Origin of the sequence: Roseicella frigidaeris, from assembly GCF_003258945.1 — a bacterium.
GTDB classification, from domain to species: Bacteria; Pseudomonadota; Alphaproteobacteria; order Acetobacterales; family Acetobacteraceae; genus Paracraurococcus; species Paracraurococcus frigidaeris.
Window position 1 is genome coordinate 178,866 of record NZ_QLIX01000006.1, and the last position, 24,060, is coordinate 202,925.

Consider the following 24,060-nt stretch of genomic DNA (forward strand, 5'->3'; position numbering starts at 1 on the left):
ATTCCCCTGCATTGATGGTGGCGCATCAATGTCCGCAAGCCCCGGCTTGGCGCGGCGATATCATACCGAAGGTATGAATGTTTCCTTTATGCCGAGCGCCCGAATGGGCGCCGCCGGTCGCGCCGTCAGGCGCGCCTGTCAGCGCGACGCGGCGCAGCCAAGCCAAGCAAACCGGAGGTTTGCGCCCGGCGCCAAGGGGACTGCCCATCGGGGCCGTTGATGGGTCACCAGCAACGGCCGTTCGTATCAGGCCTCCGGGCGCGCCGGCCCCGCCGCCTCCCAGCCGATGGCCCGCCGCAGGAAGGCCGAGCCGAGGGCGGCGAAGCGCGCCACCTCGTCATTGTCCTTGCCATAGCCATGGCCGCCCGCCGCCGGCTCGTGGAACAGCGCCGGATAGCCCAGCGCCTGCAGCTTCGCCGCCATCTTGCGGGCATGGCCGGGATGCACCCGGTCGTCCCGCCGCGTCGTCGCCAGCAGGATCGGCGGGTAGCGCCGCCCGGCCTCCGCCCGGTGATAGGCCGAGACCCGCTGGAGGAATTCCCAGTCCTCCGGCGCGTCGGGGTCGCCGTATTCGGCGATCCAGCTCGCCCCGGCGAGCAGCTTGCTGTAGCGGCGCATGTCGATCAGCGGGATGGTGCAGAACAGCGCCCCGAACCGCTCCGGATAGCGCACCAGCATGTTGGCGATCAGCAGCCCGCCATTGGAGCCGCCCTCGGCGGCGATGCGCCCGGGCCGCGTCACGCCGCGCCGCACCAGATCGGCGGCGACGGCGGCGAAATCATCGTGCGAGAGGTATTTGCGCTCGCGCCGCCCGGCCTCGTGCCAGGCGGTGCCGAACTCGCCGCCGCCGCGGATATGGGCCAGCACCGTGGTGCCGCCGCGCTCCAGCCAGAGCTTGCCCTGGATGGACTGGTAATAGGGCATGCTGGCGACGCGGAAGCCGCCATAGCCGGTGAGATGCCCGGGCGCATCGCCATCCGGCGGGCCGGCCGGGCCGGTCTGCACATAGGGGATGCGCTCGCCATCGCTGGAGACCGCCTCGTGCCGCGTCACCACCAGCCCGGCGGCGTCGAAGACCGCCGGGGCCCGCTTCAGCAGCACCGGGGCGGCGAGGTCGGTGTCGGTCCGCTGCAGGCTGGGCGGGGTGACGGGGTCCTGCACCATCAGCATCAGCGTGCCGTCCGACTCCTCGCGCGCGGCATCGAGCGGCCAGAGCGAGGCGGTGCCGATCTCCGGCAGGCCGGGCAGCGCGGCGGCGGCCCAGGGGCCCTCTCCCTCGCCCTCCCCCTGGCTTTCCCCTTGGCCGTCCCTGGGCGTCAGCACCTGGTAGGCCGGCCGCAGCTCATCCAGCACGGCGAGGATGAGGCGGCCGTCGCACCAGTGCATGTACTGCAGGGCCCGGCGCGGCGCCGGGGTGAAGAGGCGGACGACGTCCCGCCCGCCGGCGAGGAAGGCGTCGAGCCGGAGGCCGAGCACCGCATCCGCCGGATGGGTGGCGCCGCCGATGGTCCAGGGGGTGCGCAGCCGCACCGCCAGCCAGCCGCGCTGCCAGCTCGGCTCGGCATCCGCGGGCAGGTCGAGCGCCTGGCGCGGGCCGCTGCCGTCGCCGAGATGCAGCCGGCGCTCGTAGAAGCTGCGGAGGTCGATGAAGGTGACCTGGCCGCCCGCCTCGCGGTCCACCGAGGCGCCGACCGCCATGTGCTCGGGCGGGCAGGCGAAGATCACGGGGGCGGCGGCCGGATCGGTGCCGCGGGCCCAGCGGCGCACGGTGCGGGCATAGCCGGAGGCGGTCGCCATCCCCTCCCCCCAGGCGGAGGCGAGCAGCAGCGTATCGGCGTCGAGCCAGGCGACGTCGCTCTTCGCCTCGGGCAGGCGGAAGCCGTCCGCGAGGAATTCGCGGCGGGCGAGGTGGAACTCGCGCAGCACGGTGGCGTCGCCGCCGCCGCGCGAGAGGCTGAGCAGCGCCGTCTCGCCGGCCCCGGGCTGCGCCCGGACGCCCTTGAAGACCCAGTCCTCGCCCTCGGCGGCGGCGAGCGCATCGAGATCGAGCAGGATCTCCCAGTCCGGCGCCTCGGTGCGGAAGCTGGCCTCCGTGGTGCGGCGCCAGAGGCCGCGGGGATGCGCGGCATCCTGCCAGAAATTGTAGAGCAGCCCGCCGCGGCGGCTGACGAAGGGCAGCTTGTCCGGCCGGTCGAGGATGGCTTTCACCGCGGCGCGGTCGGCCTCGAAGCGGGCATCCGCGAGGCGGGCCAGGGTTGCGGCGTTCTGGGCGGCGACCCAGGCGAGGGCGCGGGGGCCCTCGACCTCCTCGAGCCAGAGATAGGGGTCGTCGTCGGGGGTGGCGAGGGTTGGGCGGGGGTCGGGATTTGCGGGCATCAGCCGATCCTCTTTCCGCTGGCGCGGCGCCATGGGGCGGGCGGGGCTAGGAGAGAGGGCCTAGCGGGGTGGCGGCAGGAGCGCCATGGGCGACCGGCCCCGCCTGTGCGGCGGGGCACGTCACGCGCCGTGCGGACCGGGGCGGCGGCGGGCGCCCGACGCATTCTCCCTTCCCGCGAGGGCGCGGTCTGCCATGCTCCCGAGCCTCAAGCCTGGATCCCCCCATGGCCATCCTCCTCGCCTTCTCCCCCTTCCTCGCCTTCGCCCTCCTCGATCGCCTCGCCGGCCCCACCCCCGGCCTGGTCGCCGGCGCGTTCGTCGCCGCGGGGCTGCTGCTGCGGGACCGGCTGGCGGGCCGCGCGCCGAAGCTGCTCGAGCTCGGCACCATGCTCCTCTTCGGCGCCCTCGCCCTCATCGCCCTGGTGCTGCGGCCGGACTGGTCGGTGATCGGCGTCCGCCTCGCCGTCGATGCCGGGCTGCTGCTCATCATCCTCGCCTCGCTGGCGCTGCGCCGGCCCTTCACCCTGGCCTATGCGCGCGAGCAGGTGGCGCCGGCGCTCTGGGCCTCGCCGGGCTTCCTGCGGACCAACATGGTCATCAGCGGCGTCTGGGGGTTGGCCTTCGCGGTGATGGTCGCGGCCGAGGCGGCGCTGCTGCTGGTGCCGGGGATGCCGCCGAAGCTTGGCATCCTCGTCATCGTCCTGGCGCTGGTCGGCGCCATCCAGTTCACCGGCTGGTATCCGGCGCGGGTGCGGGCGCGGCACGCCGCCTGAGCCCGGCGGCCGCCGCGCGCCCGGGCGGCGCCCTCAATCGGTGATGCCCTCGCGGTCCTCGATCGCCATCAGCGTCGCCGTCAGCAGGGCGACCAGCCGCTCCTGGCCGCCGCTCGCGGCGAAGACCTCGGTCTGCGCCAGGGTCAGGGTGCGGCCCGCCTTCACCACCCGGCCGCGCGCCAGGATGCGCTCGCCCCGGGCCGGCGCCAGCAGGTTGATCTTGAACTCGGTGGTCAGCACGCCCCGGCCCGGCGGCATCAGGCTGAGCGCCGCATAGCCCGCGGCGCTATCGGCAATGGCGCTGACCGCGCCGGCATGGACGAAGCCGTGCTGCTGCGAGATCGCCGGCCCCGGCCTCAGCGAGATCGCCACCTGCCCCGGCGCGACATGGTCGAGCACGGCGCCGAGGGTGCGCATGAGGCCCTGCCGGGCGAAGCTCGCACGGATGCGCGGCGCGACATCCTCCGCCCCGGCCGTCACGCCGGACCCCCGCCCGCCACCACCCGCCCCCGATACACCACCAGCCGCCGCGGCGGGTGCTGCGCCACCGCTTCCCCCACCGTCTCGACCGGCAGGGCGACGAAGCTCGCCACCCCGCCCGGCGCCAGCGAGGGCGGCTCGATCCCCATCGCCCGCGGCGCGGCCTCGGTCATCATGCGCAGCAGCGCCGCGATCGCCGCATCGGTGCGCGCATCCAGCCGCCAGCCGATGATCGCCGCGCGCTCCAGCATGTCGCCGGTGCCATAGGGGCTCCAGGTGTCGCGCATGTTGTCGTTGCCGAGCAGGACAGAGACGCCCAGCTCGGCCAGGCGCAGCAGCGGCGGCAGGGCGGCGCCGCCGGCGCCGTGGCTGACCAGGCCGACGCCGCTCTCGGCCATCTCCGCCGCCGCCCGCAGCAGCCGCGCCTCCGGCGCCGCGCCGAGGGCGAAGCCGTGGCTGACCCAGACCTGGCCCTGCAGGCCGCCGGCGCGCGTGCGGGCGCAGATCTCGGCCAGCGAGAACAGGCCGAGCTCGCCCGCCTCGTGCAGATGGATGTCGAGCCCGACGCCATGCCGCCCGGCCAGCGCAAACAGCGCGTCGAGCTGGCCGCGCGGGTCGCGGTCCACCTCGCAGGGGTCGAGGCCGCCGAGCAGGTCGGCGCCCATCCGCAGCGCCTCCTCCAGCAGCTCGAGCGTGCCGGGCGCGCGCATCACCCCGGCCTGCGGGAAGGCGACGGTCTGGATGTGGCACTGCCCCGCATGCGCCTCGCGCACCGCCAGCACCGCCTCGAGGTTGCGCAGGCCGAAGGCCGGGGTGATGTCGACATGGCTGCGGAGGTGGACGCTGCCCTGGGCGATGCAGCGCCGCAGCAGCGCGGTCGCGCGCGGCCCGGCCGGCAGGGCGGGCAGCACCCGCGCATCGGTCTCGATCCGGCTCATCCGGTCCGGGCCGGCGGCGTGCGGCATCCAGGGCAGGCCGAACAGCGCCTTGTCGAGATGGACGTGGAAATCCGTCAGCGCCGGCAGCAGCAAGGCGCCGCCGCAGTCGACGATCTCCGGCCCGCCGGCGGGGACCTCCGGCGGCGCGTCGAGGATGGCGGCGACGCGGCCGTCCCGCACCAGCACATGCAGGCCCGCGCGGCCATCCGGCAGACGGCAATTGCTCAGCAGCATGATGGGCTCTCCCCTCGGCCGGCGGCAGTCTGGCAGGGGCGCCGGCCTGCCGGCCAGCCCGGCGGGGCTGCCAATGGGGCTGCCAGCGGGATTGGATGTGGCGCCCGGCGACGCCATCTCTTCCGCCGGAGGTGCATCGCCATGAAGCAGCCCGGCCCGGATCATCCCATCGCCATCGAGCCCAATCCGAAGCGCGTGCGCGTCACCTTCAACGGGCAGGTGGTGGCCGAGAGCGGGCGCGCCCTCACCCTGCGGGAGGCCAGCTACCCGCCGGTGCAGTACATCCCGCGCGAGGATGCGGCGATGGCGCTGCTGCAGCGGACGGAGCGCAGCACGCATTGCCCCTACAAGGGCGATGCCGCCTATTACAGCATCGAGGCCGGCCCCCGCCGCGCCGAGAACGCGATCTGGAGCTACGAGGCGCCCTACCCCGCCGTGGCGGCGATCGCCGGGCATCTCGCCTTCTACCCGGACCGGGTGGACGCGATCGAGGAGCTGTAGGCCTTCGGGCGCCCATCGAGACCGTCGCGGCCCGTCGCCCCGGCGCGGCGGGCCGCGACGCATCCTGGGCGGGAGGACCGCTGTGGGGCGGCCCTACTGCGCCGCCCGCAGCGCCGCGTAGCCGGGACAGGGCGGCGGCTGCGGCGGGTCGCCGGGCGGGCCGAGCAGCTCGAAGCGATAGGGCTCCGCCGCCTCGGGGTCGAGCGTGACCAGCACCGCCTGCACATCCGCCTCGCCCGGCACCTGCAGCCGGGTGAGGTTCGGCACCGCGGCGATCGGGCGGTGATGCACGAAGAGATGGCTGTCGCCGTTCAGCAGCAGCACCGGCCGGCCGAAGCGCGCCGCCGCCTCGGCGATGGCCTCGCGGATCGCGGCATAGCCGCTGTCATAGCCCGCGCCGCAGACCTGCCGGTAGAACAGGTCGGCCTGCAGGGCGATCACCGCCGCCCGCGCCTCCGGCGCGGCGGCGAGGCTCTCGGCGAGCCAGGCGCGGTTGGCGGCGTCGCGCAGCCGGAACTCGGCGAAGGCCCGCTCGCCCTGCGGCAGCATCCGCGCCCCCGGCTCGCCCGGCTCGCCGGGGCGGCCGTTGTTGCTGCCGGGGACGTGCAGCGTCAGGAACAGCACGCCGTCCTGCATCCAGCGGGCATTCTCCACCGCCGGCGCCGCCTGGCGGAGCAGCGGCATGGGGCGCCGGCCGAGGCTCGCCGGGCGGTCGAAGAAGCGCTGCCGCAGCAGCGCCAGCCGCTCGAGCGGGTCGAAGCGCCCGGCGCGGTCCTGCCAGCAATCCGTCCATTCGTTGTCGCCGGGCGTGTAGACCAGCGGGTGGTCGGCGAGCCCCATCCAGGTGAAGGCGCGCAGCACCCGCTCATCGGTGCAGAGCTCGGCCCCGCCCTTGGTGTCGCCGAGGAAGATCGAGACCGCCGGCCGCGCCGCGTTGATCGCGGCCATCAGCCGCGCGACGCGGCCCTCCTCGGCCGGGCAGAGCTCCGGCGCCTCGGGGCGGCAATAGGGCATGTCGCCGAAGGCGACGAAGCGCAGCGGCTCGGCCCGGGCGGGCGCGGCGGCCCCGGCCAGGAGGGCGAGGAGGAGGAGCAGGCGCGGCAGGGGCATCGGGGCGGTCCTTGCAGTCCGGCCATGATGCCACCGGCCTGGCCCGGTTACAGCAGCCGCGGCACCGCCGCCGTCACCAGCAGCAGGCCGGAGACGGCGAGCAGCCCGAGCACGATGCGCTGGAAGGCGATGTCGCTGAAGCGGCGATAGAGCCGGAGGCCGAGCAGGGTCGGGAGCAGCAGCGCCGGCGCCGCCACAAGGCAGAGCGTCGCCACCTCCGGCGTGACGGTGCCGCTCGCCACATAGACCGTCATGGTCATCGCCTGCATCACCAGGGTGAAGGCCTGGAACACCGCGCGCTGCGCATCCCGCCCCCAGCCGCGCAGCGTCACCCAGAGGGTCGGCGCCGGTCCGGTGAGGCCGCCGAGCCCGCCCATGACGCCGCCCGCCAGCCCGACCGCGGCATCCGCCAGCCGGCCGCCGCGGGTGATGCGCGGCAGGGCGCGGGCCAGCAGCATGGCCGGGCACCAGACCAGCAGCAGCAGCCCGACCCCGGCGCGGAACCAGTCCGGGTCGATCCGGTGCAGCAGGGCGACGCCGAGCGGCACGCCGAGGAGCCCGCCGAGGATGAAGGGCGCCGCCCGCCGCGCATCGAAGCCGCGGCGGATGGCGCCGATGCCGAGGATCTGCCCGAGCAGCGAGCCGAAGACGGTCAGCGGCCCGGCCAGCGCCGGATCGAGCGTCCAGGCCCAGATCGCCTGCGCCACCAGCCCGAAGGCGAAGCCCGAGAGCCCCTGCACGAAGCCGCCCGCGGCGGCGCCGAGCGCCACCACGGCGATGAGACTCTCCACGTCCCGGTCTCCCCCTCGGCCCCTGACTGCCATGGGCCGCCGGCGGGCGCCAGACGCCGACGCCGGAGCCGACGCCGGCGCGGCGCCCGGAGCCGGCGGGCAGGGCATGGGTTTTTATTGATATTTCAGAATGAAGGACCAGGCGATACAACCGCAGGCGCCCCGCAGCACCCGCCTCCGACGGACCGCCCCGCATGCCCCTCGGCGAAGCCGCCCCCGCCCCGCTCTTCGCGTTCCGCAGCGCGGAGGGCACGCTCATCGGCCTCGGTCAGGCCGCCGCCCTGCCAGGCGGCCCCGCCGCCACCCTGGCCGCCCGGCTGGACACCTTCTTCCGCAGCGCCGGCCCGGACGCCATCCTCGCCGGCGCGATGCCCTTCGATCGCGCGGCCAAAGACGACCTGCGCCAGGCAGCGCGGGTCGCAAGCGCCTTGCCGCCCCAGCCTGCGCCGGCCCGTTCCGTCCGCTGGTCCCTGCGGCACGAGCCGGATGCCGCAGGCTATGCCGATGCCGTGCGGCGCGCGCTGGACATCCTGGCCGCGGAGGCGGCCCTGTCCGCGCCGCCGGGCGACGCGCTCACGAAGATCGTTCTGTCCCGCAGCCTCCTGGCGACGGCCGATGCGCCGATCGACCCCGTCGCCCTGCTGCATCGCCTGGCCGCCGACCCGTCCGTGACCACCTTCCTGGTGCCGCTGCCGGACGGACAGGCCGGCCCGCGCCAGCTGGCCGGGGCGACGCCGGAGCTCCTGCTCTCCAAGCGGGCCGACCGCGTGGCCTCGCACCCGCTGGCCGGCTCGGCCCGTCGCCACCGCGAGCCGGCGCGGGACGCCGCGGCCGCCGAGGCGCTGCTACGCTCCGGGAAGGACGGGCGGGAGCACGCCATCGCGGCCGAGTTCGTCCTCGACACCCTCGCGCCCTGGTGCCGGACACTGGCGCGGCCCCAGGGCGTCCAGCTCCGGGGCACCGCCAGCCTGTGGCATCTCGGCACCCGGATCGAGGGCCGGCTGAAGGACCCCGGCCTCTCCGCCGCCCTGCTGGCCTCCATCCTGCACCCCACCCCCGCCGTCTGCGGTCTGCCGCGCGACCGGGCCGCCGCGCTGATCGACAGGCTGGAGCCGCGCGACCGCGGCTTCTATGGCGGGGCCATCGGCTGGTGCGACGGGCGCGGCGACGGCACGTGGCATGTCGCCATCCGTTGCGCCGAGCTGTCCGGGCGGCAGGCGCGGCTCCATGCCGGCGCCGGCATCGTGCCGGGCTCCGAGCCCTGGAAGGAGGTGGACGAGACCGCGGCGAAGTATGGGGCGATGCTGGCCGCGCTCGGCATCGACCTGCCGGAGGACCGCGCAGGGACAGCCGGCCCGCCGGGGCCGCCGTGACCCCGCGGGGTCACGCCCGGCGCGGATCGCGGCGGGGCGTGACGCCCCGGGACGGCGATGCCCCGGCGGCGCCGCTCAGCCCTTGCCCACCATCACGTCGGAGGCCTTGATCACCGCGAAGACGCTGTCGCCCGGCTTCAGCGCCAGGTCGGCCACCGCCTCGTTGGTGATGGAGGCGACGACCGTGCCGCCGCCGTTCAGCTTGATGGTGACATGGGCGGTGGTGGCGCCGGGCGAGACCGCCTCGACGGTGCCGGGGAGCTGGTTGCGGGCGGACAGCTTCATGGGGGATCTCCTCGTCGGGTGGCGGCGCCCGGCGGCGCGGCGCGGCGCGCAGCCATGTCGCGCGGCCGGGGCAGGGTCAAGCCGGGGGCGGACCGGCCCGGCCGGCGCCCGGCGCTCCGCCCGCCGCAATTCGCCGCGATGCCGCCGGCCGGCCCAGCTGGGGCGGGTTTGGTTGCCTTCGCGCCCCGCCCGCGCTAGCCCCCCGCCGTGCCCGACAGCCCCGCCCTCGCGCCTCCCCCGCCGCATCGCCCCCTGCGGGCGGAGGAGTTCGACTTCGCCCTGCCCGAGCGCCTGATCGCCCAGGCCCCGGCGCGGCCGCGCGACGCCGCCCGGCTGCTGCTGGTGCGGCCGGAGGGCTGCGCCGATCGCGGCATCGGCGACCTGCCGGCGCTGCTCGGCCCCGGCGACGTCATGGTGGTGAACGACACCCGCGTCATCCCCGCCCGGCTGCGCGCCCGCCGCGGCGCGGCGGCGATCGAGATCATGCTGAACCGCGCCGAGCCGGACGGGACATGGGAGGCGCTGGTGCGCAACGCCCGCCGGCTGCGCCCGGGCGATGCGCTGCAGGTCGAGGGCGCGCCGGAGCTGCCCTGCCGGGTGCTGGCGCGCGAGGGCGGCACGGCGCGGCTCGATTTCGGCCCCGATCCGGCGGTGCTGGCGGCGGCGCTGGAGCGCGCCGGCGAAATCCCCCTCCCCCCCTATATCGCCCGGCCGGAGGGGCCGCGGCCGGAGGACCGGGAGGACTACCAGACCCTCTTCGCCGCCCGGCCCGGCGCCGTCGCCGCGCCGACCGCCAGCCTGCATTTCACCCCCGGGCTGGTCGCGGCGCTCGAGGCGCGGGGGGTGCGGCGGGCGACGGTGACGCTGCATGTCGGCGCCGGCACCTTCCTGCCGCTGCGCGGCGAGGACCCGCGCGCCCACCGGCTGCATGCCGAATGGGGCGAGGTGACGCCGGAAGCGGCGGCGATCATCAACGCCGCCCGGCCGGCGGGCGGGCGGATCCTGGCGATCGGCACCACGGCGCTGCGGCTGCTGGAGACGGCGGCGCAAGGCGCCGGGGGCGACCCGCTGCGGCCGGTGCGGCCCTTCCGCGGGCTGACCGATCTCTACCTGCTGCCCGGCCACCGCTTCCGGGCGGCGGATCTGCTGCTGACCAATTTCCACCTGCCGCGGAGCACGCTCTTCATGCTGGTCTCGGCCTTCGCCGGCACCGCCCGCATGCGCGCCGCCTATGCGCATGCCATCGCCGCGGGCTACCGCTTCTACAGCTATGGCGATGCCAGCCTCCTGACACGGGCGGATGCCGTAGCGGGCTCTCGAGCCAGCGAAGGCCAACAGCCGTGACGCTCTCCTGGACCTGCGCCGCCACCGACGGCGCCGCCCGGCGCGGGGTGCTGCGGACCGCGCATGGCGCGGTGGAGACGCCGGTCTTCATGCCGGTCGGCACCGCCGGCACGGTGAAGGCGATGACCGCCGACGCGGTGCGCGCGACCGGCGCCCGCATGGTGCTCGGCAACACCTACCACCTGATGCTGCGCCCCGGCGCCGAGCGCGTCGCCCGGCTCGGCGGGCTGCACCGGATGATGGACTGGCAGGGCCCGATCCTGACCGATTCCGGCGGCTTCCAGGTGATGAGCCTCGCCGCGCTGCGCGAGATGGACGAGCAGGGCGTCACCTTCCGCTCGCATCTCGACGGCTCCCGCCACCGGCTGACGCCGGAGCGGAGCGTCGAGATCCAGCGCCTGCTCGGCGCCGACGTCACCATGTGCCTCGACGAATGCACGCCCTTCCCGGCGAGCGAGGCGGTGGCGGCGGAGTCCATGCGCCGCTCCATGCGCTGGGCGGCGCGCTGCCGCGAGGCCTTCGTCCCGCGCCCCGGGCATGGGCTGTTCGGCATCGTCCAGGGCAGCACCTATCCGGCGCTGCGGGCCGAGAGCGTGGCAGCGCTCGCCGCGACCGGCTTCGAGGGCTATGCGGTGGGCGGGCTCGCCGTCGGCGAGGGCCAGCCGGCCATGTTCGCGGTGCTCGACTGCACCCTGCCGCTGCTGCCGGCCTCGGCGCCGCGCTACCTGATGGGGGTCGGCACGCCGTCCGACATCCTCGGCGCGGTGCGGCGCGGCATCGACATGTTCGACTGCGTCATCCCGACCCGCAGCGGGCGCACCGGCCGCGCCTATACCAGCCGCGGCGTGCTGAACCTGCGCAACGCGAAGCATGCCGAGGACCCGCGGCCGCTCGACCCCGCCTGCCCCTGCCCGGCCTGCACCCGGCATTCCCGCGCCTATCTGCACCACCTGATCAAGGCGGCGGAGATGCTCGGGCCGATGCTGCTGACCTGGCACAACATCCAGTACTACCAGGACCTGACGCGCGGGCTGCGCGAGGCCATATCGGCCGGGCGGCTGGCGGCGCATTGCGCCGCGGTCGAGGCCGGCTGGGCGGCGGGCGACGCGCTGCCCGAGGACAATATCGGCGACGACCCCGCCGCCGCCGCGCTCGCCGAGGACCGGGAGACGCCCGCATGACCGAAGCCAGCACCGACACCAGCGGCCTCACCCTGCTCGGCCGCCCCGCCGGGGTGCCGGCGAGCCCGGAGGCGGCGCGGCTGGAGCGGGTGCCGAACCCGCATCCCGGCACGCCCTATCTGGTGCGCTTCGCGGCGCCGGAGTTCACCTCGCTCTGCCCGCTGACCGGCCAGCCGGACTTCGCGCATCTGGTGATCGACTACCTGCCGGGCGACTGGCTGGTGGAGAGCAAGTCGCTGAAGCTCTACCTCTCGGCCTTCCGCAACCACGGCGCCTTCCACGAGGCCTGCACCGTCGCCATCGCCCGGCGGCTGGTGGCGGAGCTGGCGCCGGTCTGGCTGCGCATCGGCGGCTACTGGTATCCGCGCGGCGGCATGCCGATCGACGTCTTCTACCAGACCGGCCCGGCGCCGGAGGGGGTCTGGATCCCCGACCAGGGCGTCGCGCCCTATCGCGGCCGGGGATAGCGGATGGCGGCCGAGGCCGGGGCGCGGGCGGCGATCCGGGACGAGGCGCTGCGCCTCGGCTTCGACGCGGTCGGCTTCGCCCGCGCCGAGCTGGGGCCGGAGGTGCGGCAGCGGCTGGGGGATTTCCTCGCCGCCGGGATGCATGGCGAGATGGGCTGGATGGAGGCCCGCGCCGAGCAGCGGGCGCAGCCCCGGGCGCTCTGGCCGGAGGCGCTCTCCGTGATCTGCCTCGGCCTCTCCTACGCCCCGGCCGAGGACCCGCTGGCGCCGCTGGCGCGGCCGGATCGCGGCACCATCAGCGCCTATGCCCGGCACCGCGACTACCACGACATCGTCAAGCCGCGGCTGAAGGCGCTGGCGCGCTGGATGGTGGCGCGCTTCGCCGGGACGGGGGTGAAGGTCTTCGTCGACACCGCCCCGGTCTCGGAGAAGCCGCTGGCGGCGGCGGCCGGGCTCGGCTGGCAGGGCAAGCACACCAACCTCGTCTCCCGCGCGCATGGCTCCTGGCTCTTCCTCGGGGAGGTCTACACCACCCTGGCGCTGGCCCCGGACGCGCCGCATGCCGATCGTTGCGGGAGCTGCACCCGCTGCCAGGCGGCCTGCCCGACCGAGGCCTTCCCCGCCCCCTACCGGCTCGACGCGCGGCGCTGCATCTCCTATCTCACCATCGAGCATCGCGGTCCGATCCCGGCGGCGCTGCGGCCGAAGCTCGGCAACCGCGTCTATGGCTGCGACGACTGCCTGGCGGTCTGCCCCTGGAACCGCTTCGCCCGCCCGACGACGGTGCCGGGGCTGATCGCGCGGGAGGATCTGATCGCGCCGGCGCTCGCCGAGCTGGCGCGGCTCGACGATGCCGGCTTCCGGGCGCGCTTCGCCGGCTCGCCGGTCAAGCGGATCGGCCGCGACCGCTTCGTGCGCAACGTGCTCTATGCCATCGGCAATTCCGGCGAGGCCGGGCTGCGGCCGGTGGCGGGGGCGCTCTGCGGCGATTCCGACGCCGTGGTGGCGGAGGCGGCGCGCTGGGCGCTGGCCCGGCTGGAGGCGACGGCGCCCGCCCTGGAGGCGAGGGCCGAAGGGATGGTGCAGGATGGGTGACGGCAAGGGATGCCGCCAAGTGCGGCGGAGGGCGTGATGCGCGAGGATGCGGCGCTGGTGCTGTTCAGCGGCGGACAGGATTCCGCCACCTGCCTCGCCTGGGCGCTGGATCGCTTCGCCCATGTCGAGACCATCGGCTTCGACTACGGCCAGCGCCACCATGTGGAGATGCTGGTGCGCGGCGGCTTCCGGGCGCGGCTGCGGCGGGAGAACCCCGGCTGGGCGCCGCGGCTCGGGCCGGACCACGTGCTCAGCCTCGATGCGCTGCGCGCCGTCTCCGACACCGCCCTGACCCGCGAGACCGAGATCGCCATGCAGGCGGACGGGCTGCCCAACACCTTCGTCCCCGGGCGCAACCTGCTCTTCGTCACCTTCGCCGCCGCGCTCGCCTATCGCCGCGGGCTGAAGCACCTCGTCGCCGGCATGTGCGAGACCGACTATTCCGGCTACCCCGATTGCCGCGACGACACGCTGAAGGCGCTGCAGGTGGCGATCAACCTCGGCATGCAGACGCGCTTCGTGCTGCACACGCCGCTGATGTGGCGCGACAAGGCGGCGACCTGGGCGCTGGCGGAGCGGCTGGGCGGCACGCCGCTGGTCGAGGCGATCCGCGAGGACACCCATAGCTGCTATCTCGGCAACCGGCAGCAGCGCCACGTCTGGGGCTATGGCTGCGGCACCTGTCCCGCCTGCGAGCTGCGGCGGCATGGCTGGGAGGCCTGGCGGGCGGAGCATGTTTGAGCTGGTCTTCCGCCGCCGCTTCGCCATGGCGCACCGGCTGCTGACCGACGGCACGGCGCAATGCGCGGTGCCGCACGGCCATACCGAGACGGTGACGGTGCGGCTGCGGGCGGTGCGGCCGGAGCGGCTGGACGGGGCGGCCAACATGGTCGAGCCCTTCGCGCGGGCGAAGGCGCGCTGGCACCACTGGATCGACGGCCATGTCGACCACGCGCTGCAGCTCGGCGAGGCGGACCCGCTGCTCGGCTGGTTCCGCGCGGCGGAGCCGGAGCGGCTGCCGCGCCTCCTGGTGACGCCGGGCGATCCGACGACGGAGCTGCTCTGCGGCCTCTTCGCGGCCAAGCTCGGCGCCTTCCTCGCCGCCGATGGCGGGCGGCTCGCCTGCGTCGGGGTCGAGATCGAGGAGACGCCGACCAACACGGTGCGCTTCGAGGGCGACCCCTACGACATCCTGCCGCGGCGCCACGGCTGGTGGTCGCGCGCCGATCTCAGCATCAACGCATGGGACGCGGCGCGGTGAGCTACGCGGTCAAGGAGATCTTCCCGACCCTGCAGGGCGAGGGCGGCCAGGCCGGCCGCGCCGCGGTGTTCTGCCGCTTCGCCGGCTGCAACCTCTGGAGCGGGCGGGAGGAGGACCGGGCGGCGGCGGTCTGCCGCTTCTGCGACACGGCGTTCGTCGGCCTGGATGGCGAGGGCGGCGGCCGCTTCGCCGATGCCGCGGCGCTGGCCGCGGCGATCCTCGCCGCCTGGCGGGGCGGCGCCGAGGGGCGGCACGTGGTCTTCACCGGCGGCGAGCCGCTGCTGCAGCTCGATGCGCCGCTGATCGCGGCGATGCATGCGGCGGGCTTCGCCATCTCGGTCGAGAGCAACGGCACGCTGGAGCCGCCGCCGGGGATCGACTGGCTCTGCGTCAGCCCCAAGGCCGGGGCGCCGCTGCGGGCGACGCGCGGCGAGGAGCTGAAGCTCGTCTACCCGCAGCCCGGCCTGATGCCGGAGGCGGTGGCGCATCTCGACTTCCGCCACTTCTTCCTGCAGCCCATGGACGGGCCGGACCGCGCCGCGCATACGGCGGCCGCCGTCGCCTACTGCCTCCGCCACCCCCGCTGGCGGCTTTCGCTGCAAACCCACAAGCTGATCGGGATTCCCTGAGTCGCCCCGCGTTGCCCTGGCGCGGCTTCGCCGCGGCAGGCTGTGCCGCGCCTCGGGCCCTTCGCCAATCCCGGGGCCCCCGCGAAGGCGCGCAGCGGCTTCGTGGGGCGTATCACGGCACCCAGTCGGGCCGCGGCATCTCCAGATAGGCCTGCCGCAGCGCGCTGCTCCAGCCCTCGCGGATGATGCGCAAATAGGCATCCTCCTCGGTGAGCCGCTTGCGCAGCGTCACCGCGAAGCTGTCCGCCCGGTAGACCAGCAGATCGACCGGCAGTCCGACCGTCAGGTTCGAGCGCAAGGTGCTGTCCATGCTGATCAGCACCAGCTTCACGCCGTCGACGAGGGCGGTGTCGAAGCTCACCGCCCGATCGAGGATCGGCTTGCCGTATTTGTGCTCGCCGATCTGCAGGAAGGGCGTGTCGGCCGTCGCCTCGATGAAATTCCCCGCGGCATAGACGAGGAAGAGCCGCGGCGCCTCGCCGGCGATCTGGCCGCCCAGCATCAGCGAGATGTCGAAGCGCACCTCCTGCGCCTTCAGCGCCTCGCCATCGGCGGCGAAGACGTCGCGCACCGCCTGGCCGACGAGCTGGGCGGCGCGGAACATGTTCGGCACGCTGCGCAGCGTGTGCCGCACGCCGCTGAGCTCCACCCCCTCCTGCAGCCGGTTCCAGACCGCCTGGGTGATGGCGAGGTTGCCGGCCGAGAGCATGGCGAGCACCCGCTCCCCCGGCACCTCCTCGACCTGCATCTTGCAGAAGACCGAGATGTGGTCGACGCCGGCATTGGTCCTGGTGTCCGAGAGCAGGACCAGCCCGTCCCGCAGATAGAGTCCGACGCAATAGGTCATGCCACCCGTTCCCGCCTGCGCGTCCCGGCGCGGCCGGGCGCAGGCGGAGCATAGGGCCGATCGCGCCGCCCTCAATGGCGGATGTAGAAGGCCTCGATCTCCGCGCCGAGTTCGGCGGTGTGGGTGATCATGTCGGTCAGGAACTCGTGCAGCCCCTGGGCGAAGATGTCCTCGATGCGCCCGTAGCGGAGCTGCGCCTTCAGCAGGCCGGAGACGCGGTGGCATTCGCCGAACCGCCCGCCCTGGCCGACGCCGATCGCCTCCAGCGTGTCGGCGACGGCGGCATGGCAGGCGGCGAGGCTGCGCGGCAGCTCCGGGCGCAGGATCATCAGCTCGGCGATGCGCCGGCCGGAGAGCCGTTCCCGGTACACCCACTGGTAGGAGCGCATGGCCGAGACCGAGCGCAGCACCGCCTGCCACTGCACGTAGTCCACCGCCCCCTCGATCTCCGGCGCGAAGAGGGCGTGCTTCACGTCGAGCAGCCGGGCGGTGTTGTCCGCCCGCTCCAGCATCGTGCCGAGATGCACGAAGCGCCAGGGCTCGTAGCGCAGCATGGTCTCGTTCGCCGCGCCATTGAACAGCGTCACCCGCTCGCGCACCCAGCCGAGGAAGTCGACGAGGTTCTCGCCCTCGGTCGCGTCGGGGGCCAGGTTGCGCAGGTGGTTCCAGCTGTCGTTCAGCGCCTCCCACATGTCGACGGTGAGCGCGGTGCGCACCGAGCGGGCGTTGCGCCGCGCCGCCTCGAAGCAGGCGAGGATGGAGGAGGGGTTGTCGGGGTCGAGGAGCAGCCAGTGGATGGCGGCCTCGGCGGTCGGCGCCTCGTATTTCCGGTAGAAGCCGGCATCGCCGCCCGAGGCGGTGAGCAGGGCGCGCCACTCGGCGCCCTCGTCGCCGAGCCGGGCCGAGATCGCCGCCATGCGGAAGGCGACGGCGACCCCGCGCGCCACGTTGCCGGCCCGCTCGGTGTAGCGGGCCAGCCAGAACAGGTTCTCGGCCGTGCGGCTCAGCATCCGAGCGAGGCCGTCTGCGCCTGTCCCTTCCCCTGGCTCTGCCCTTGGCCCTGTCCCTGGCTTTGGCTCTGCCCCTGGATTTGGCCCTGGCTTTGGCCCTGGCTTTGGCTTTGGCCCTGGGCCGCCGCCTCGCCCGGCCCCTCGTCCTCCAGCACCCAGGTATCCTTGGTGCCGCCGCCCTGGGAGGAGTTCACCACCAACGAGCCGTCCTTCAGCGCGACGCGGGTCAGGCCGCCCGGGACGATGCGGATCTCCTTGCCCGAGAGCACGAAGGGCCGCAGGTCCACATGCCGCGGCGCGATGCCCTGCTCGACCACGGTCGGGCAGGTGGAGAGGGCGAGCGTCGGCTGGGCGATGTAGTCGCCCGGCTTGGCCAGGATGCGGGCGTGGAATTCCTCGCGCTGGCCCTTGGTGGCGTGCGGCCCGATCAGCATGCCGTAGCCGCCCGAGCCCTTGGCGAGCTTCACCACCAGCTTGTCGAGGTTGGAGAGGACGTATTTGCGGTCCTCCTCGCGCTCGCAGAGGAAGGTGGGCACGTTCTGCAGGATCGGCTCCTCGCCGAGATAGAAGCGCACCATCTCCGGCACATAGGGGTAGACCGCCTTGTCGTCGGCGATGCCGCCGCCCGGCGCGTTGGCCAGCGCCACGTTGCCGGCGCGGTAGGCCTCCATCAGGCCGGGCACGCCGACCAGGCTGTCCGGGCGGAAGGCGTCGGGGTCGAGGAACTCGTCGTCGATGCGGCGGTAGAGGACATCGACCCGCTTCGGCCCCGCGGTGGTCCGCATGTAGACCACCCGGTCCTGCACGCAGAGATCGGCACCCTCCACCACCTCGACGCCCATCTCGTCGGCGAGGAAGCAATGCTCGTAATAGGCGCTGTTGTAGGGGCCGGGGGTGAGGATGGCGACCGTCGGGTGCTCCCCGGCGCGGGCCGGCGCCACCGCCTTCAGCGTCTCCAGCAGCTCCTCCGGGTAGCGGCTGACCGGCGCGATCCGGTGCCGGGCGAAGAGCTTGGGGAAGAGCCGCAGCATCGCCTCGCGGTTCTCCAGCATGTAGGAGACGCCGGAGGGGGTGCGGCAATTATCCTCGAGCACGTAGAAGTCGTCGGGCCCGGTGCGCACCATGTCGATGCCCGAGATATGCGTGTAGACCCCGCCCGGCGGCCGCACGCCCACCAGCGCCTTGTGGAAGCCCTCGTTCTCCAGCACCAGGGCGCTCGGGATCCGCCCGGCCTTCAGGATCTCCTGCGGCCCGTAGACATCGGCGAGGAAGGCGTTCAGCGCCTGCACCCGCTGGCGCAGCCCGACCGAGAGGCGATCCCATTCCGATCTCGCAATGATGCGGGGAATGATGTCGAAGGGGATCAGCCGCTCCGGGTCGCCACCCTCCCCATAGACGGCGAAGGTGATGCCGATGCGGCGGAACAGCAGTTCCGCCTCGCGGCGCTTGCGGTCCAGCTGCTCGCGCGGCGTGGCACGAAGCCAACGCTCGATCTCGGCATAAGCGGCACGGACCCCATCCTCGGCGCGCATTTCGTCGTATGCGGCACTCTTAGCAGGCGACACTCGGCTCCGATCCCCTGATGCAGCGGCTCCCCGCGCAAAGCAGCACGGCGAGCGGCATCCCTGCAAGCCGAGACGCGCATCGAAATGCGGCGTTCCCGGTTGCCCTGCTCAGCTTTTTGCCAGGCATGCCTAAGTGAACGGCAGCGGCCCGCGCCCGACGGGCTGCGGCGGCCGCCGCGGGCGCCTATGCTGGGGCGCCACAGGACCGGAAGGACATGCGATGCCGATGCCGCAGCGGGATGCCACCCCCTCGACCGGAGCCGGGGCGGTCGCCGCCGCCCTCCACGCCGCCGGCGTGCCGCGCCTCTATGGCGTGCCGGGCGGCGGCTCCAGCCTCGATCTCGTCGAGGCGGCCGCCGCCCGCGGCATCCCCTTCGTCCTGGCGCGGCACGAGACGGCGGCGGTGATCATGGCCGCGACCGAGGCCGAGCTGGCGCAGCGGCCCGTCGCCGCCCTGGTCACCCGCGGGCCCGGCGTCGGCAACGCCGCCAACGGCATGGCCCAGGCCTCGCTCGACCGCGCCCCGGTGCTGCTGCTGGCCGATGGCTTCACCGGCGCCGAGCGGGCCTATGCCAACCACCAGTTCTTCGACCATGCCGCCATGCTGGCGCCGGTGACCAAGGCGGCCGCCCGGGCGGTCGAGCCCGGCGGCGCGCCGGGCCTCATGGCGGCGAGCCTGCTGGCGACGGCGATGGCCGCGCCGCGCGGCCCGGCGCTGCTCGAGCTCTCGGGCCAGGCCGCCCGCGCCCCGGCCGCCCTGCCCGGCCCCGCGGCCCTCGCCGCCGCCGGCACCGTGCCGGAGGGCGCGGCGCTCGAGGCGGCGCGGGGGCTGCTGCGGGCGGCGCGGCACCCGGTGATCGTCGCCGGGCTGGAGGCGGCGGAGCCCGCCGCCTGCGCCGCGCTGCGCGCCCTCGCCGAGCGGCTCGGCTGCCCGGTGCTCGTCACCTACAAGGCCAAGGGCGTGCTGCCGGACGCGCATCCCCTCTTCGCCGGGGTCTTCACCGGCGGCGCGGCGGAGGCGCCGGTGCTGGCGGCGGCGGATCTCATCCTGCTCGCCGGCGCCGATCCGGTGGAGTTCATCCCGCAGCCCTGGCGCTACGCGGCGCCGCTGCTCGATCTCGGCACCGCGCCGCGGCCGCTGCACTACGCGGTGCCGGCGGCCGGGCTCTACGGCCCCCTCGCCCCGGCGCTCGCCGCGCTCGGCGGCGGGGCCTCGGCCTGGACGCCGGCGGCGATCGCCGGCCACCGCGAGGCCTGGCTGGCGGCGCTGGCCAACGGCGCGACCCCGCCCGGCGGCGGCAATCGCGGCCTCTCGCCGCAGGCGGTGGTGGCGCTCGCCGCCGCGGCCTGCCGCGAGGCCGGGCGCGACCCGCGCGTCGCCGTCGATGCCGGGGCGCATATGTTCCCCTGCACGACGTTCTGGCCGGCGGCGCGGCCGGGCGACCTGCTGATCTCGAACGGCCTCGCCACCATGGGCTTCGCCCTGCCCGCCGGCATCGCCGCGGCGCTGCACGACCCGGGGCGCGGCGCCATCGCCTTCACCGGCGATGGCGGGCTGCTGATGGCGCTCGGCGAGCTGGCGACGGCGGTGACCCTCGGCGTGAAGCTCGCCATCGTCGTCTTCAACGATGCGACGCTCTCGCTCATCGACATCAAGAAGGCCGGGCGCGACCTGCCGGGCGGCGCGCTCGGCTGGCCGGAGGCGGATCTCGCCGGCGTCATGCAGGCGCTCGGCGGGATCGGGCTGCGCGCGACGGACGAGGCGGGCTACCGCGACGCGCTCGCCACGGCGCTCGCCGCGCCCGGCCCGGCGCTGGTCGATGTGCGGGTCGATCCCGGCAGCTATCCGGCGCAGATCAAGGCGCTGCGCGGATGAGCGACCCGCATGCGGTGGACAGCGAGGCGGCGCTGGCGGCGCTCTACGAGCCGCCGCATCCGCGCTTCCTCGCCAAGGTGACCGACCGGCTGGAGGCGACGGCGCGCGCCTTCATCGCCGCCTCGCCCTTCTGCATCCTGGCGACCGCCGGGCCGGCGGGGCCGCATGCGACGCCGCGCGGCGACGCGCCGGGCTTCGCGGTGCCGCTGGAGGACCGGCTGCTCGCCCTGCCCGACCGGCGCGGTAACAACCGGCTGGATGCGCTGCGCGACGTCATCGCCCATCCCGAGGTGGCGCTGCTGTTCCTCATCCCCGGCGTCGGCGAGACGCTGCGGGTGCAGGGCCGGGCGCGCATCACCGCCGACCCGGCGCTGCGCGCCCGGCTCGCGGCGCAGGGGCGGGAGCCGGCGACGGTGCTGCTGGTGGCGGTGCGGGAGGTCTATGCGCATTGCGCCAAGTCGGTGCTGCGGTCGCGGCTCTGGGGCGATGCGCCGCGGCCGCCCGGCGTGCCGACCAACGGGCAGATGATCGCGGCGCACAGCGCCGGCGCGGCGATCGACCCGGCGCGCTACGAGGCGGAGTACCAGGCGCGGATCCGGGCGCAGATGTACTGATACGAACGGCCGTTGATGTCGACACATCAACGGCCCCCTCAAACGCCGGGCGCAAACCTCCGGTTTGCTTGGCTTCGCCGCATGTGCGGCGGCGCCCATTCGGGCGCTCGGCATGAATGAAGCATTCATGCCGTTGGTATGATAGTCCCACGACGTCGCTGCGCGACGCCGCGGGGCCCCGGGGATTCGCTCCGGGTCCGGGATGCGTCACAGCCTGCCGAGGCGAAGCCTCGGCAGGGCAACGGGAGGCGGCGGGCGGCGGCAGGGGGCTCCCCGGTGCGGGGGCCGTGGGGCGGCTTGTCCGGTGGGTGGGGCGGGCAAATATGGTGGGGCGGATGTCCCTGCTTCGCCTGGCCCTGCTGCTCTTCCTGGTCGTCTTCCTGCTCCCCATCGGGCTTTCCGCGGCGCGCCACGCCTGGGCGGGCGGCGGCGAGGGCTGGCGCACCGCCGACCGCTCCAGCGCCGGGCTGCTGCCCCCGGCTGCCGCGCACCGTCCGGCCCTGGTCCGCGTCCTCGCCGCCCGCACCGTGCGCTGGCGCGGCATCTTCGCCGTGCATTGCTGGCTGGTGCTGAAGCCCGAGGGCGCGCCGGGCTACACGCGCTACGACTACACCGCCTGGGGCGAGCCGATCCGCATGAACGGCTTCGAGCCGGACGGGCGCTGGTTCGGCCAGGTGCCGGAGGTGATCCTCGCCGCCGACGGGCCGGAGGCGGCGGCGATGATCCCGCAGCTGCAGGCGGCGATCGAGACCTATGCCTGGCGCAACCGCGGCGACTACCGGCCCTGGCCGGGGCCGAACTCCAACACCTTCGTCGCCGCGGCGCTGGAGGCGGTGCCGGGGCTGCGCGCCACCCTGCCGCCCACCGCGATCGGCAAGGACTACCCCTATGACGGGCGCTGGCTGCGGCCGACGCCCTCCGGCACCGGGCTGCGCCTCAGCCTCGGCGGCTATGCCGGGCTCACCCTCGCCTGGGTCGAGGGGATCGAGCTGAACCTGCTGGGCGCCGTCGCCGGCCTCGACCTGCGGCGGCCGGCCCTGAAGCTGCCCGGGCTCGGCCGCCTCGGCCTGCCCGGGCGGGAGGGCGCGGGCACGGCCCTGCCGTGACGTGCCCCCCCACGGCGTCGCGCGGCGACGCCGTGGGGAAAACCCTTACAGCGCCGGCGCGCGGCGGTGCCAGTCCGTCACCCGCTGGAAGGCGTCGCCGGCGCGCAGCACCGTCGCCTCGGCGAAGGGCCGCCCGGCGAGCTGCAGCCCGACCGGCAGGCCACGGTCGTCGAAGCCGCAGGGCACGCTCAGCGTCGGCAGGCCGAGATAGTTGAAGGGCCGCGTATTCGCCGAGACCGCCATGAAGCGGTGCCAGTTCGCCGGATCGGCATCGATGTCGGTCTCGGCGAGCGTCGGCACCCGGATGCGGAGCGTCGGCGTCGCCACCAGGTCGTGGCCGGTCAGCGCCTCGGCGACGAATTGCCGCAGCAGCGCGCCGCGCCGCGACAGCGCCTCGACATAGAGATGCCCCGGGATGGCATAGCCGCCGAAGAGCCGCGCCGAGAGATGGATGGCGTAGTCGCCCGGATGCTCGCGCATCCAGTTGGCGTGGATCGCCGCCCCCTCCACCCGGCTGACGAGGGCGGTGTAGGCGGCGATGGCGGCGAGGCTCGGCGCCTTGACGCGCGTCACCACCGCCCCCGCCTCGCGCAGCGCGGCGAGCGCCTGCTCGAAGGCGGCCACCACCGGCGCATCGGCGCCGTCAAGGAAATAGGTCTCGCAGACCGCGATGCGCATCCCCTTCACGGTGCCGGAGAGCGCCGCTTCGTAGTCCGGCACCGGCTCGGCGGCGCTGGTCGGGTCCTTCGGGTCCTGCCCGGCGGTGACGCGGAGGAAGCGCGCCGCGTCGCGCGCGGTGCGGACCAGCGGCCCGACATTGTCGCAGGAGAAGGAGAGCGGCATCACCCCGTGGCGCGAGACCCGGGTCTGGGTGGCCTTCAACCCGGTCACGCCGCAGAGCGTCGCCGGCAGGCGGATGGAGCCGCCGGTGTCGCTGCCGAGCGCCGCGGTGAAGAAGCGCGCCGCGACGCCGGCGCCCGAGCCGGAGGAGGAGCCGCCGGTGCAGTAGTCGAGGTTCCACGGGTTGTGGCAATGGCCGAAATGCGCGTTGTGCCCGGTCGGGTTCTGCGCGAACTCCGCCATGTTCAGCGTGCCCATGTCGATCGCGCCGGCCGCATCCAGCCGCTCGAGCACGGTCGCGGTCACCGGCGGCACGAAGTCGCGGCGGATCTTCGAGCCGCAGCTGCTCACCTTGCCGGCACGGTAGTACATGTCCTTGTGCATCATCGGCGCGCCGGCAAGCGGGCCGCACGCCTCGCCGGCGGCGCGCGCCTTGTCCTGCGCCGCGGCGGCGGCGAGCGCCGCCTCGCGGTCGAGCCGGATCACGGCATTGACCTTGCCGTCATGCGCCTCGATGCGGGCGAGGCAGGCGCGGACCAGCGCCTCCGCCCGCAGCTCGCCGCGGGCGAAGGCGTCGGCGGCCTCGGTCATGGAGAGATCGGCGAGATCGCTGGCGGCGACGGGGGCGTTCATTGGCCCGGCTCCTTGCAGGCGCGCAGCGCCGCCTCGAAATTGCTCGGCTCCTCCTCGAACGCCATGCTGCCGCGCAGCGCCTCGAGCTCGGCGATCAGCGCGATATGGTCGGCGAGGCCATGGCGGGCGGCGGCATTCGGCACGCTGACGCCGCTCCAGCGGCGGATCGCCTCCATCGTCGGCACGACGAGCTCCGGTTCCATCGGCATCCTTGTCCCCTCTGTTCGGGCGCCGGCCGCCGGGGTCCCCCCGGGGTCTCCGCGCGGCGGCGCGCCTGCACGGGGCGAGCGGGTCTGCAAGGCGCGTGCCGCACTATAACTCTACGGTTGAATTACGCCGCGGCGGCTTCTATGCAGACCGGCGGAGCCTGGAAGGAGTCCGCATGCGCCGCCTCGCCCTGCCCCTCGCCCTGGTGCTGTTCGCCAGCCTGCCCGCCCTCGCCGCCGAGACCAAGCCCCAGAAGGCGCCGAGCCCGGCGCAGCAGGCGCAGCACGAGAAGATGCGCCAGTGCAGCGCCTCGGCGAAGGAGAAGGCGCTGCATGGCGACCCGCGCAAGGCCTTCATGAAGGACTGCCTCTCGAAGCACGGGGCGGGATAGGGCGTCGCCCCTCCGCAGGCCTGCGCGGCATGAATGGAACAGTCATGCCGTTGGCAGGAGCGCCCGGTGAAACCGTCGCTGCCCGTTGTCCTGTCGCGGCAGGTTGAGGGAACGCCCCGGGGTCCCCGCACCG

General features: G+C 74.5%; 25 protein-coding genes. 14 read left to right on the forward strand and 11 right to left on the reverse strand.

Annotation, left to right across the window (positions count from 1 at the left end):
- Positions 1-246: 246 nt before the first annotated feature.
- Positions 247-2,376, reverse strand: coding sequence for a prolyl oligopeptidase family serine peptidase (locus tag DOO78_RS11015; protein WP_111469811.1), 2,130 nt, complete (start codon positions 2,374-2,376; stop codon positions 247-249).
- Between the two features lie 224 nt (positions 2,377-2,600).
- Here DOO78_RS11015 and DOO78_RS11020 point away from each other — a divergent pair, with 224 nt between their 5' ends.
- On the forward strand, positions 2,601-3,149 hold the full coding sequence (locus DOO78_RS11020) for a hypothetical protein (RefSeq protein ID WP_111469812.1): 549 nt from the start codon (positions 2,601-2,603) through the stop codon (positions 3,147-3,149).
- A 33-nt stretch (positions 3,150-3,182) separates the two neighbouring features.
- On the opposite strand, the gene DOO78_RS11025 is transcribed toward DOO78_RS11020, so the two are convergent.
- Positions 3,183-3,629, reverse strand: coding sequence for a PaaI family thioesterase (locus DOO78_RS11025; RefSeq protein ID WP_243634507.1), 447 nt, complete (start codon positions 3,627-3,629; stop codon positions 3,183-3,185).
- Positions 3,626-4,801, reverse strand: a complete 1,176-nt coding sequence (locus DOO78_RS11030) for an amidohydrolase (RefSeq protein WP_111469813.1) — start codon at positions 4,799-4,801, stop codon at positions 3,626-3,628. Before DOO78_RS11030 ends, DOO78_RS11025 begins: the two co-directional genes overlap by 4 nt.
- A 141-nt stretch (positions 4,802-4,942) precedes the next feature.
- Between DOO78_RS11030 and DOO78_RS11035 the strand changes: the two genes are divergently transcribed.
- The gene (locus DOO78_RS11035) at positions 4,943-5,302 is read left to right on the forward strand and encodes a DUF427 domain-containing protein (RefSeq protein WP_111469814.1); all 360 of its coding nucleotides are present in this window, start codon (positions 4,943-4,945) and stop codon (positions 5,300-5,302) included.
- A gap of 93 nt (positions 5,303-5,395) precedes the next feature.
- Here the strand turns inward: DOO78_RS11035 and DOO78_RS11040 are convergent, their stop codons facing one another.
- Positions 5,396-6,412: a hypothetical protein gene (locus tag DOO78_RS11040; RefSeq protein ID WP_111469815.1), complete on the reverse strand. Its 1,017-nt coding sequence runs from the start codon at positions 6,410-6,412 to the stop codon at positions 5,396-5,398.
- Between the two features lie 47 nt (positions 6,413-6,459).
- Positions 6,460-7,203 (reverse strand): TSUP family transporter, encoded by a 744-nt coding sequence (locus DOO78_RS11045; protein ID WP_207802862.1) that lies wholly within the window; start codon positions 7,201-7,203, stop codon positions 6,460-6,462.
- A gap of 194 nt (positions 7,204-7,397) precedes the next feature.
- Between DOO78_RS11045 and DOO78_RS11050 the strand changes: the two genes are divergently transcribed.
- Positions 7,398-8,576 carry an isochorismate synthase gene (locus DOO78_RS11050; RefSeq protein ID WP_111469817.1) on the forward strand — a complete coding sequence of 393 codons (1,179 nt, stop codon included), beginning with the start codon at positions 7,398-7,400 and terminating at the stop codon, positions 8,574-8,576.
- A gap of 75 nt (positions 8,577-8,651) precedes the next feature.
- Here the strand turns inward: DOO78_RS11050 and DOO78_RS11055 are convergent, their stop codons facing one another.
- Positions 8,652-8,861: a TOBE domain-containing protein gene (locus DOO78_RS11055; protein WP_111469818.1), complete on the reverse strand. Its 210-nt coding sequence runs from the start codon at positions 8,859-8,861 to the stop codon at positions 8,652-8,654.
- A 252-nt stretch (positions 8,862-9,113) separates the two neighbouring features.
- Here DOO78_RS11055 and queA point away from each other — a divergent pair, with 252 nt between their 5' ends.
- The 7 genes from queA to queE are packed head-to-tail and all read left to right on the forward strand — an operon-like array spanning position 9,114 to position 14,838.
- Positions 9,114-10,205, forward strand: coding sequence for a tRNA preQ1(34) S-adenosylmethionine ribosyltransferase-isomerase QueA (gene queA, locus DOO78_RS11060; protein WP_111469888.1), 1,092 nt, complete (start codon positions 9,114-9,116; stop codon positions 10,203-10,205).
- Positions 10,202-11,386, forward strand: a complete 1,185-nt coding sequence (gene tgt / locus DOO78_RS11065; protein ID WP_111469819.1) for a tRNA guanosine(34) transglycosylase Tgt — start codon at positions 10,202-10,204, stop codon at positions 11,384-11,386. Before queA ends, tgt begins: the two co-directional genes overlap by 4 nt.
- Positions 11,383-11,853, forward strand: coding sequence for a preQ(1) synthase (gene queF / locus DOO78_RS11070; protein ID WP_111469820.1), 471 nt, complete (start codon positions 11,383-11,385; stop codon positions 11,851-11,853). Before tgt ends, queF begins: the two co-directional genes overlap by 4 nt.
- Positions 11,854-11,856: 3 nt before the next feature.
- Positions 11,857-12,948 (forward strand): tRNA epoxyqueuosine(34) reductase QueG, encoded by a 1,092-nt coding sequence (queG, locus tag DOO78_RS11075; RefSeq protein WP_111469821.1) that lies wholly within the window; start codon positions 11,857-11,859, stop codon positions 12,946-12,948.
- 36 nt (positions 12,949-12,984) lie between these two features.
- Positions 12,985-13,689, forward strand: a complete 705-nt coding sequence (gene queC / locus DOO78_RS11080) for a 7-cyano-7-deazaguanine synthase QueC (RefSeq protein ID WP_111469822.1) — start codon at positions 12,985-12,987, stop codon at positions 13,687-13,689.
- On the forward strand, positions 13,682-14,209 hold the full coding sequence (locus DOO78_RS11085; RefSeq protein ID WP_111469823.1) for a 6-pyruvoyl trahydropterin synthase family protein: 528 nt from the start codon (positions 13,682-13,684) through the stop codon (positions 14,207-14,209). Before queC ends, DOO78_RS11085 begins: the two co-directional genes overlap by 8 nt.
- Positions 14,206-14,838 carry a 7-carboxy-7-deazaguanine synthase gene (gene queE, locus DOO78_RS11090; protein WP_111469889.1) on the forward strand — a complete coding sequence of 211 codons (633 nt, stop codon included), beginning with the start codon at positions 14,206-14,208 and terminating at the stop codon, positions 14,836-14,838. Before DOO78_RS11085 ends, queE begins: the two co-directional genes overlap by 4 nt.
- A gap of 112 nt (positions 14,839-14,950) precedes the next feature.
- Here queE and DOO78_RS11095 read toward each other — a convergent pair whose 3' ends face one another.
- The 3 genes from DOO78_RS11095 to DOO78_RS11105 all read right to left on the reverse strand — a co-directional run bounded on the left by DOO78_RS11095 (position 14,951) and on the right by DOO78_RS11105 (position 18,227).
- Positions 14,951-15,685 carry a peptidase gene (locus DOO78_RS11095; protein WP_111469824.1) on the reverse strand — a complete coding sequence of 245 codons (735 nt, stop codon included), beginning with the start codon at positions 15,683-15,685 and terminating at the stop codon, positions 14,951-14,953.
- Positions 15,686-15,756: 71 nt separating this feature from the next.
- The gene (locus DOO78_RS11100; protein ID WP_111469825.1) at positions 15,757-16,695 is read right to left on the reverse strand and encodes an alpha-E domain-containing protein; all 939 of its coding nucleotides are present in this window, start codon (positions 16,693-16,695) and stop codon (positions 15,757-15,759) included.
- On the reverse strand, positions 16,689-18,227 hold the full coding sequence (locus DOO78_RS11105) for a circularly permuted type 2 ATP-grasp protein (protein WP_111469826.1): 1,539 nt from the start codon (positions 18,225-18,227) through the stop codon (positions 16,689-16,691). Before DOO78_RS11105 ends, DOO78_RS11100 begins: the two co-directional genes overlap by 7 nt.
- A gap of 259 nt (positions 18,228-18,486) precedes the next feature.
- Between DOO78_RS11105 and DOO78_RS11110 the strand changes: the two genes are divergently transcribed.
- The 3 genes from DOO78_RS11110 to DOO78_RS11120 all read left to right on the forward strand — a co-directional run bounded on the left by DOO78_RS11110 (position 18,487) and on the right by DOO78_RS11120 (position 21,856).
- A complete protein-coding gene (locus DOO78_RS11110) occupies positions 18,487-20,136 on the forward strand; it encodes a thiamine pyrophosphate-binding protein (protein WP_165838837.1) in 1,650 nt (549 codons plus the stop codon).
- The gene (locus tag DOO78_RS11115) at positions 20,133-20,750 is read left to right on the forward strand and encodes an MSMEG_1061 family FMN-dependent PPOX-type flavoprotein (protein WP_111469828.1); all 618 of its coding nucleotides are present in this window, start codon (positions 20,133-20,135) and stop codon (positions 20,748-20,750) included. The genes DOO78_RS11110 and DOO78_RS11115 overlap by 4 nt, the downstream gene beginning before the upstream one ends.
- 335 nt (positions 20,751-21,085) lie before the next feature.
- A complete protein-coding gene (locus DOO78_RS11120; RefSeq protein WP_207802864.1) occupies positions 21,086-21,856 on the forward strand; it encodes a DUF3750 domain-containing protein in 771 nt (256 codons plus the stop codon).
- Between the two features lie 45 nt (positions 21,857-21,901).
- On the opposite strand, the gene DOO78_RS11125 is transcribed toward DOO78_RS11120, so the two are convergent.
- Positions 21,902-23,329, reverse strand: coding sequence for an amidase (locus tag DOO78_RS11125; RefSeq protein WP_111469829.1), 1,428 nt, complete (start codon positions 23,327-23,329; stop codon positions 21,902-21,904).
- A complete protein-coding gene (locus DOO78_RS11130; protein WP_128080037.1) occupies positions 23,326-23,538 on the reverse strand; it encodes a hypothetical protein in 213 nt (70 codons plus the stop codon). Before DOO78_RS11130 ends, DOO78_RS11125 begins: the two co-directional genes overlap by 4 nt.
- A gap of 173 nt (positions 23,539-23,711) precedes the next feature.
- Between DOO78_RS11130 and DOO78_RS11135 the strand changes: the two genes are divergently transcribed.
- The gene (locus DOO78_RS11135; protein WP_111469831.1) at positions 23,712-23,927 is read left to right on the forward strand and encodes a PsiF family protein; all 216 of its coding nucleotides are present in this window, start codon (positions 23,712-23,714) and stop codon (positions 23,925-23,927) included.
- The last annotated feature ends 133 nt before the right edge of the window (positions 23,928-24,060 follow it).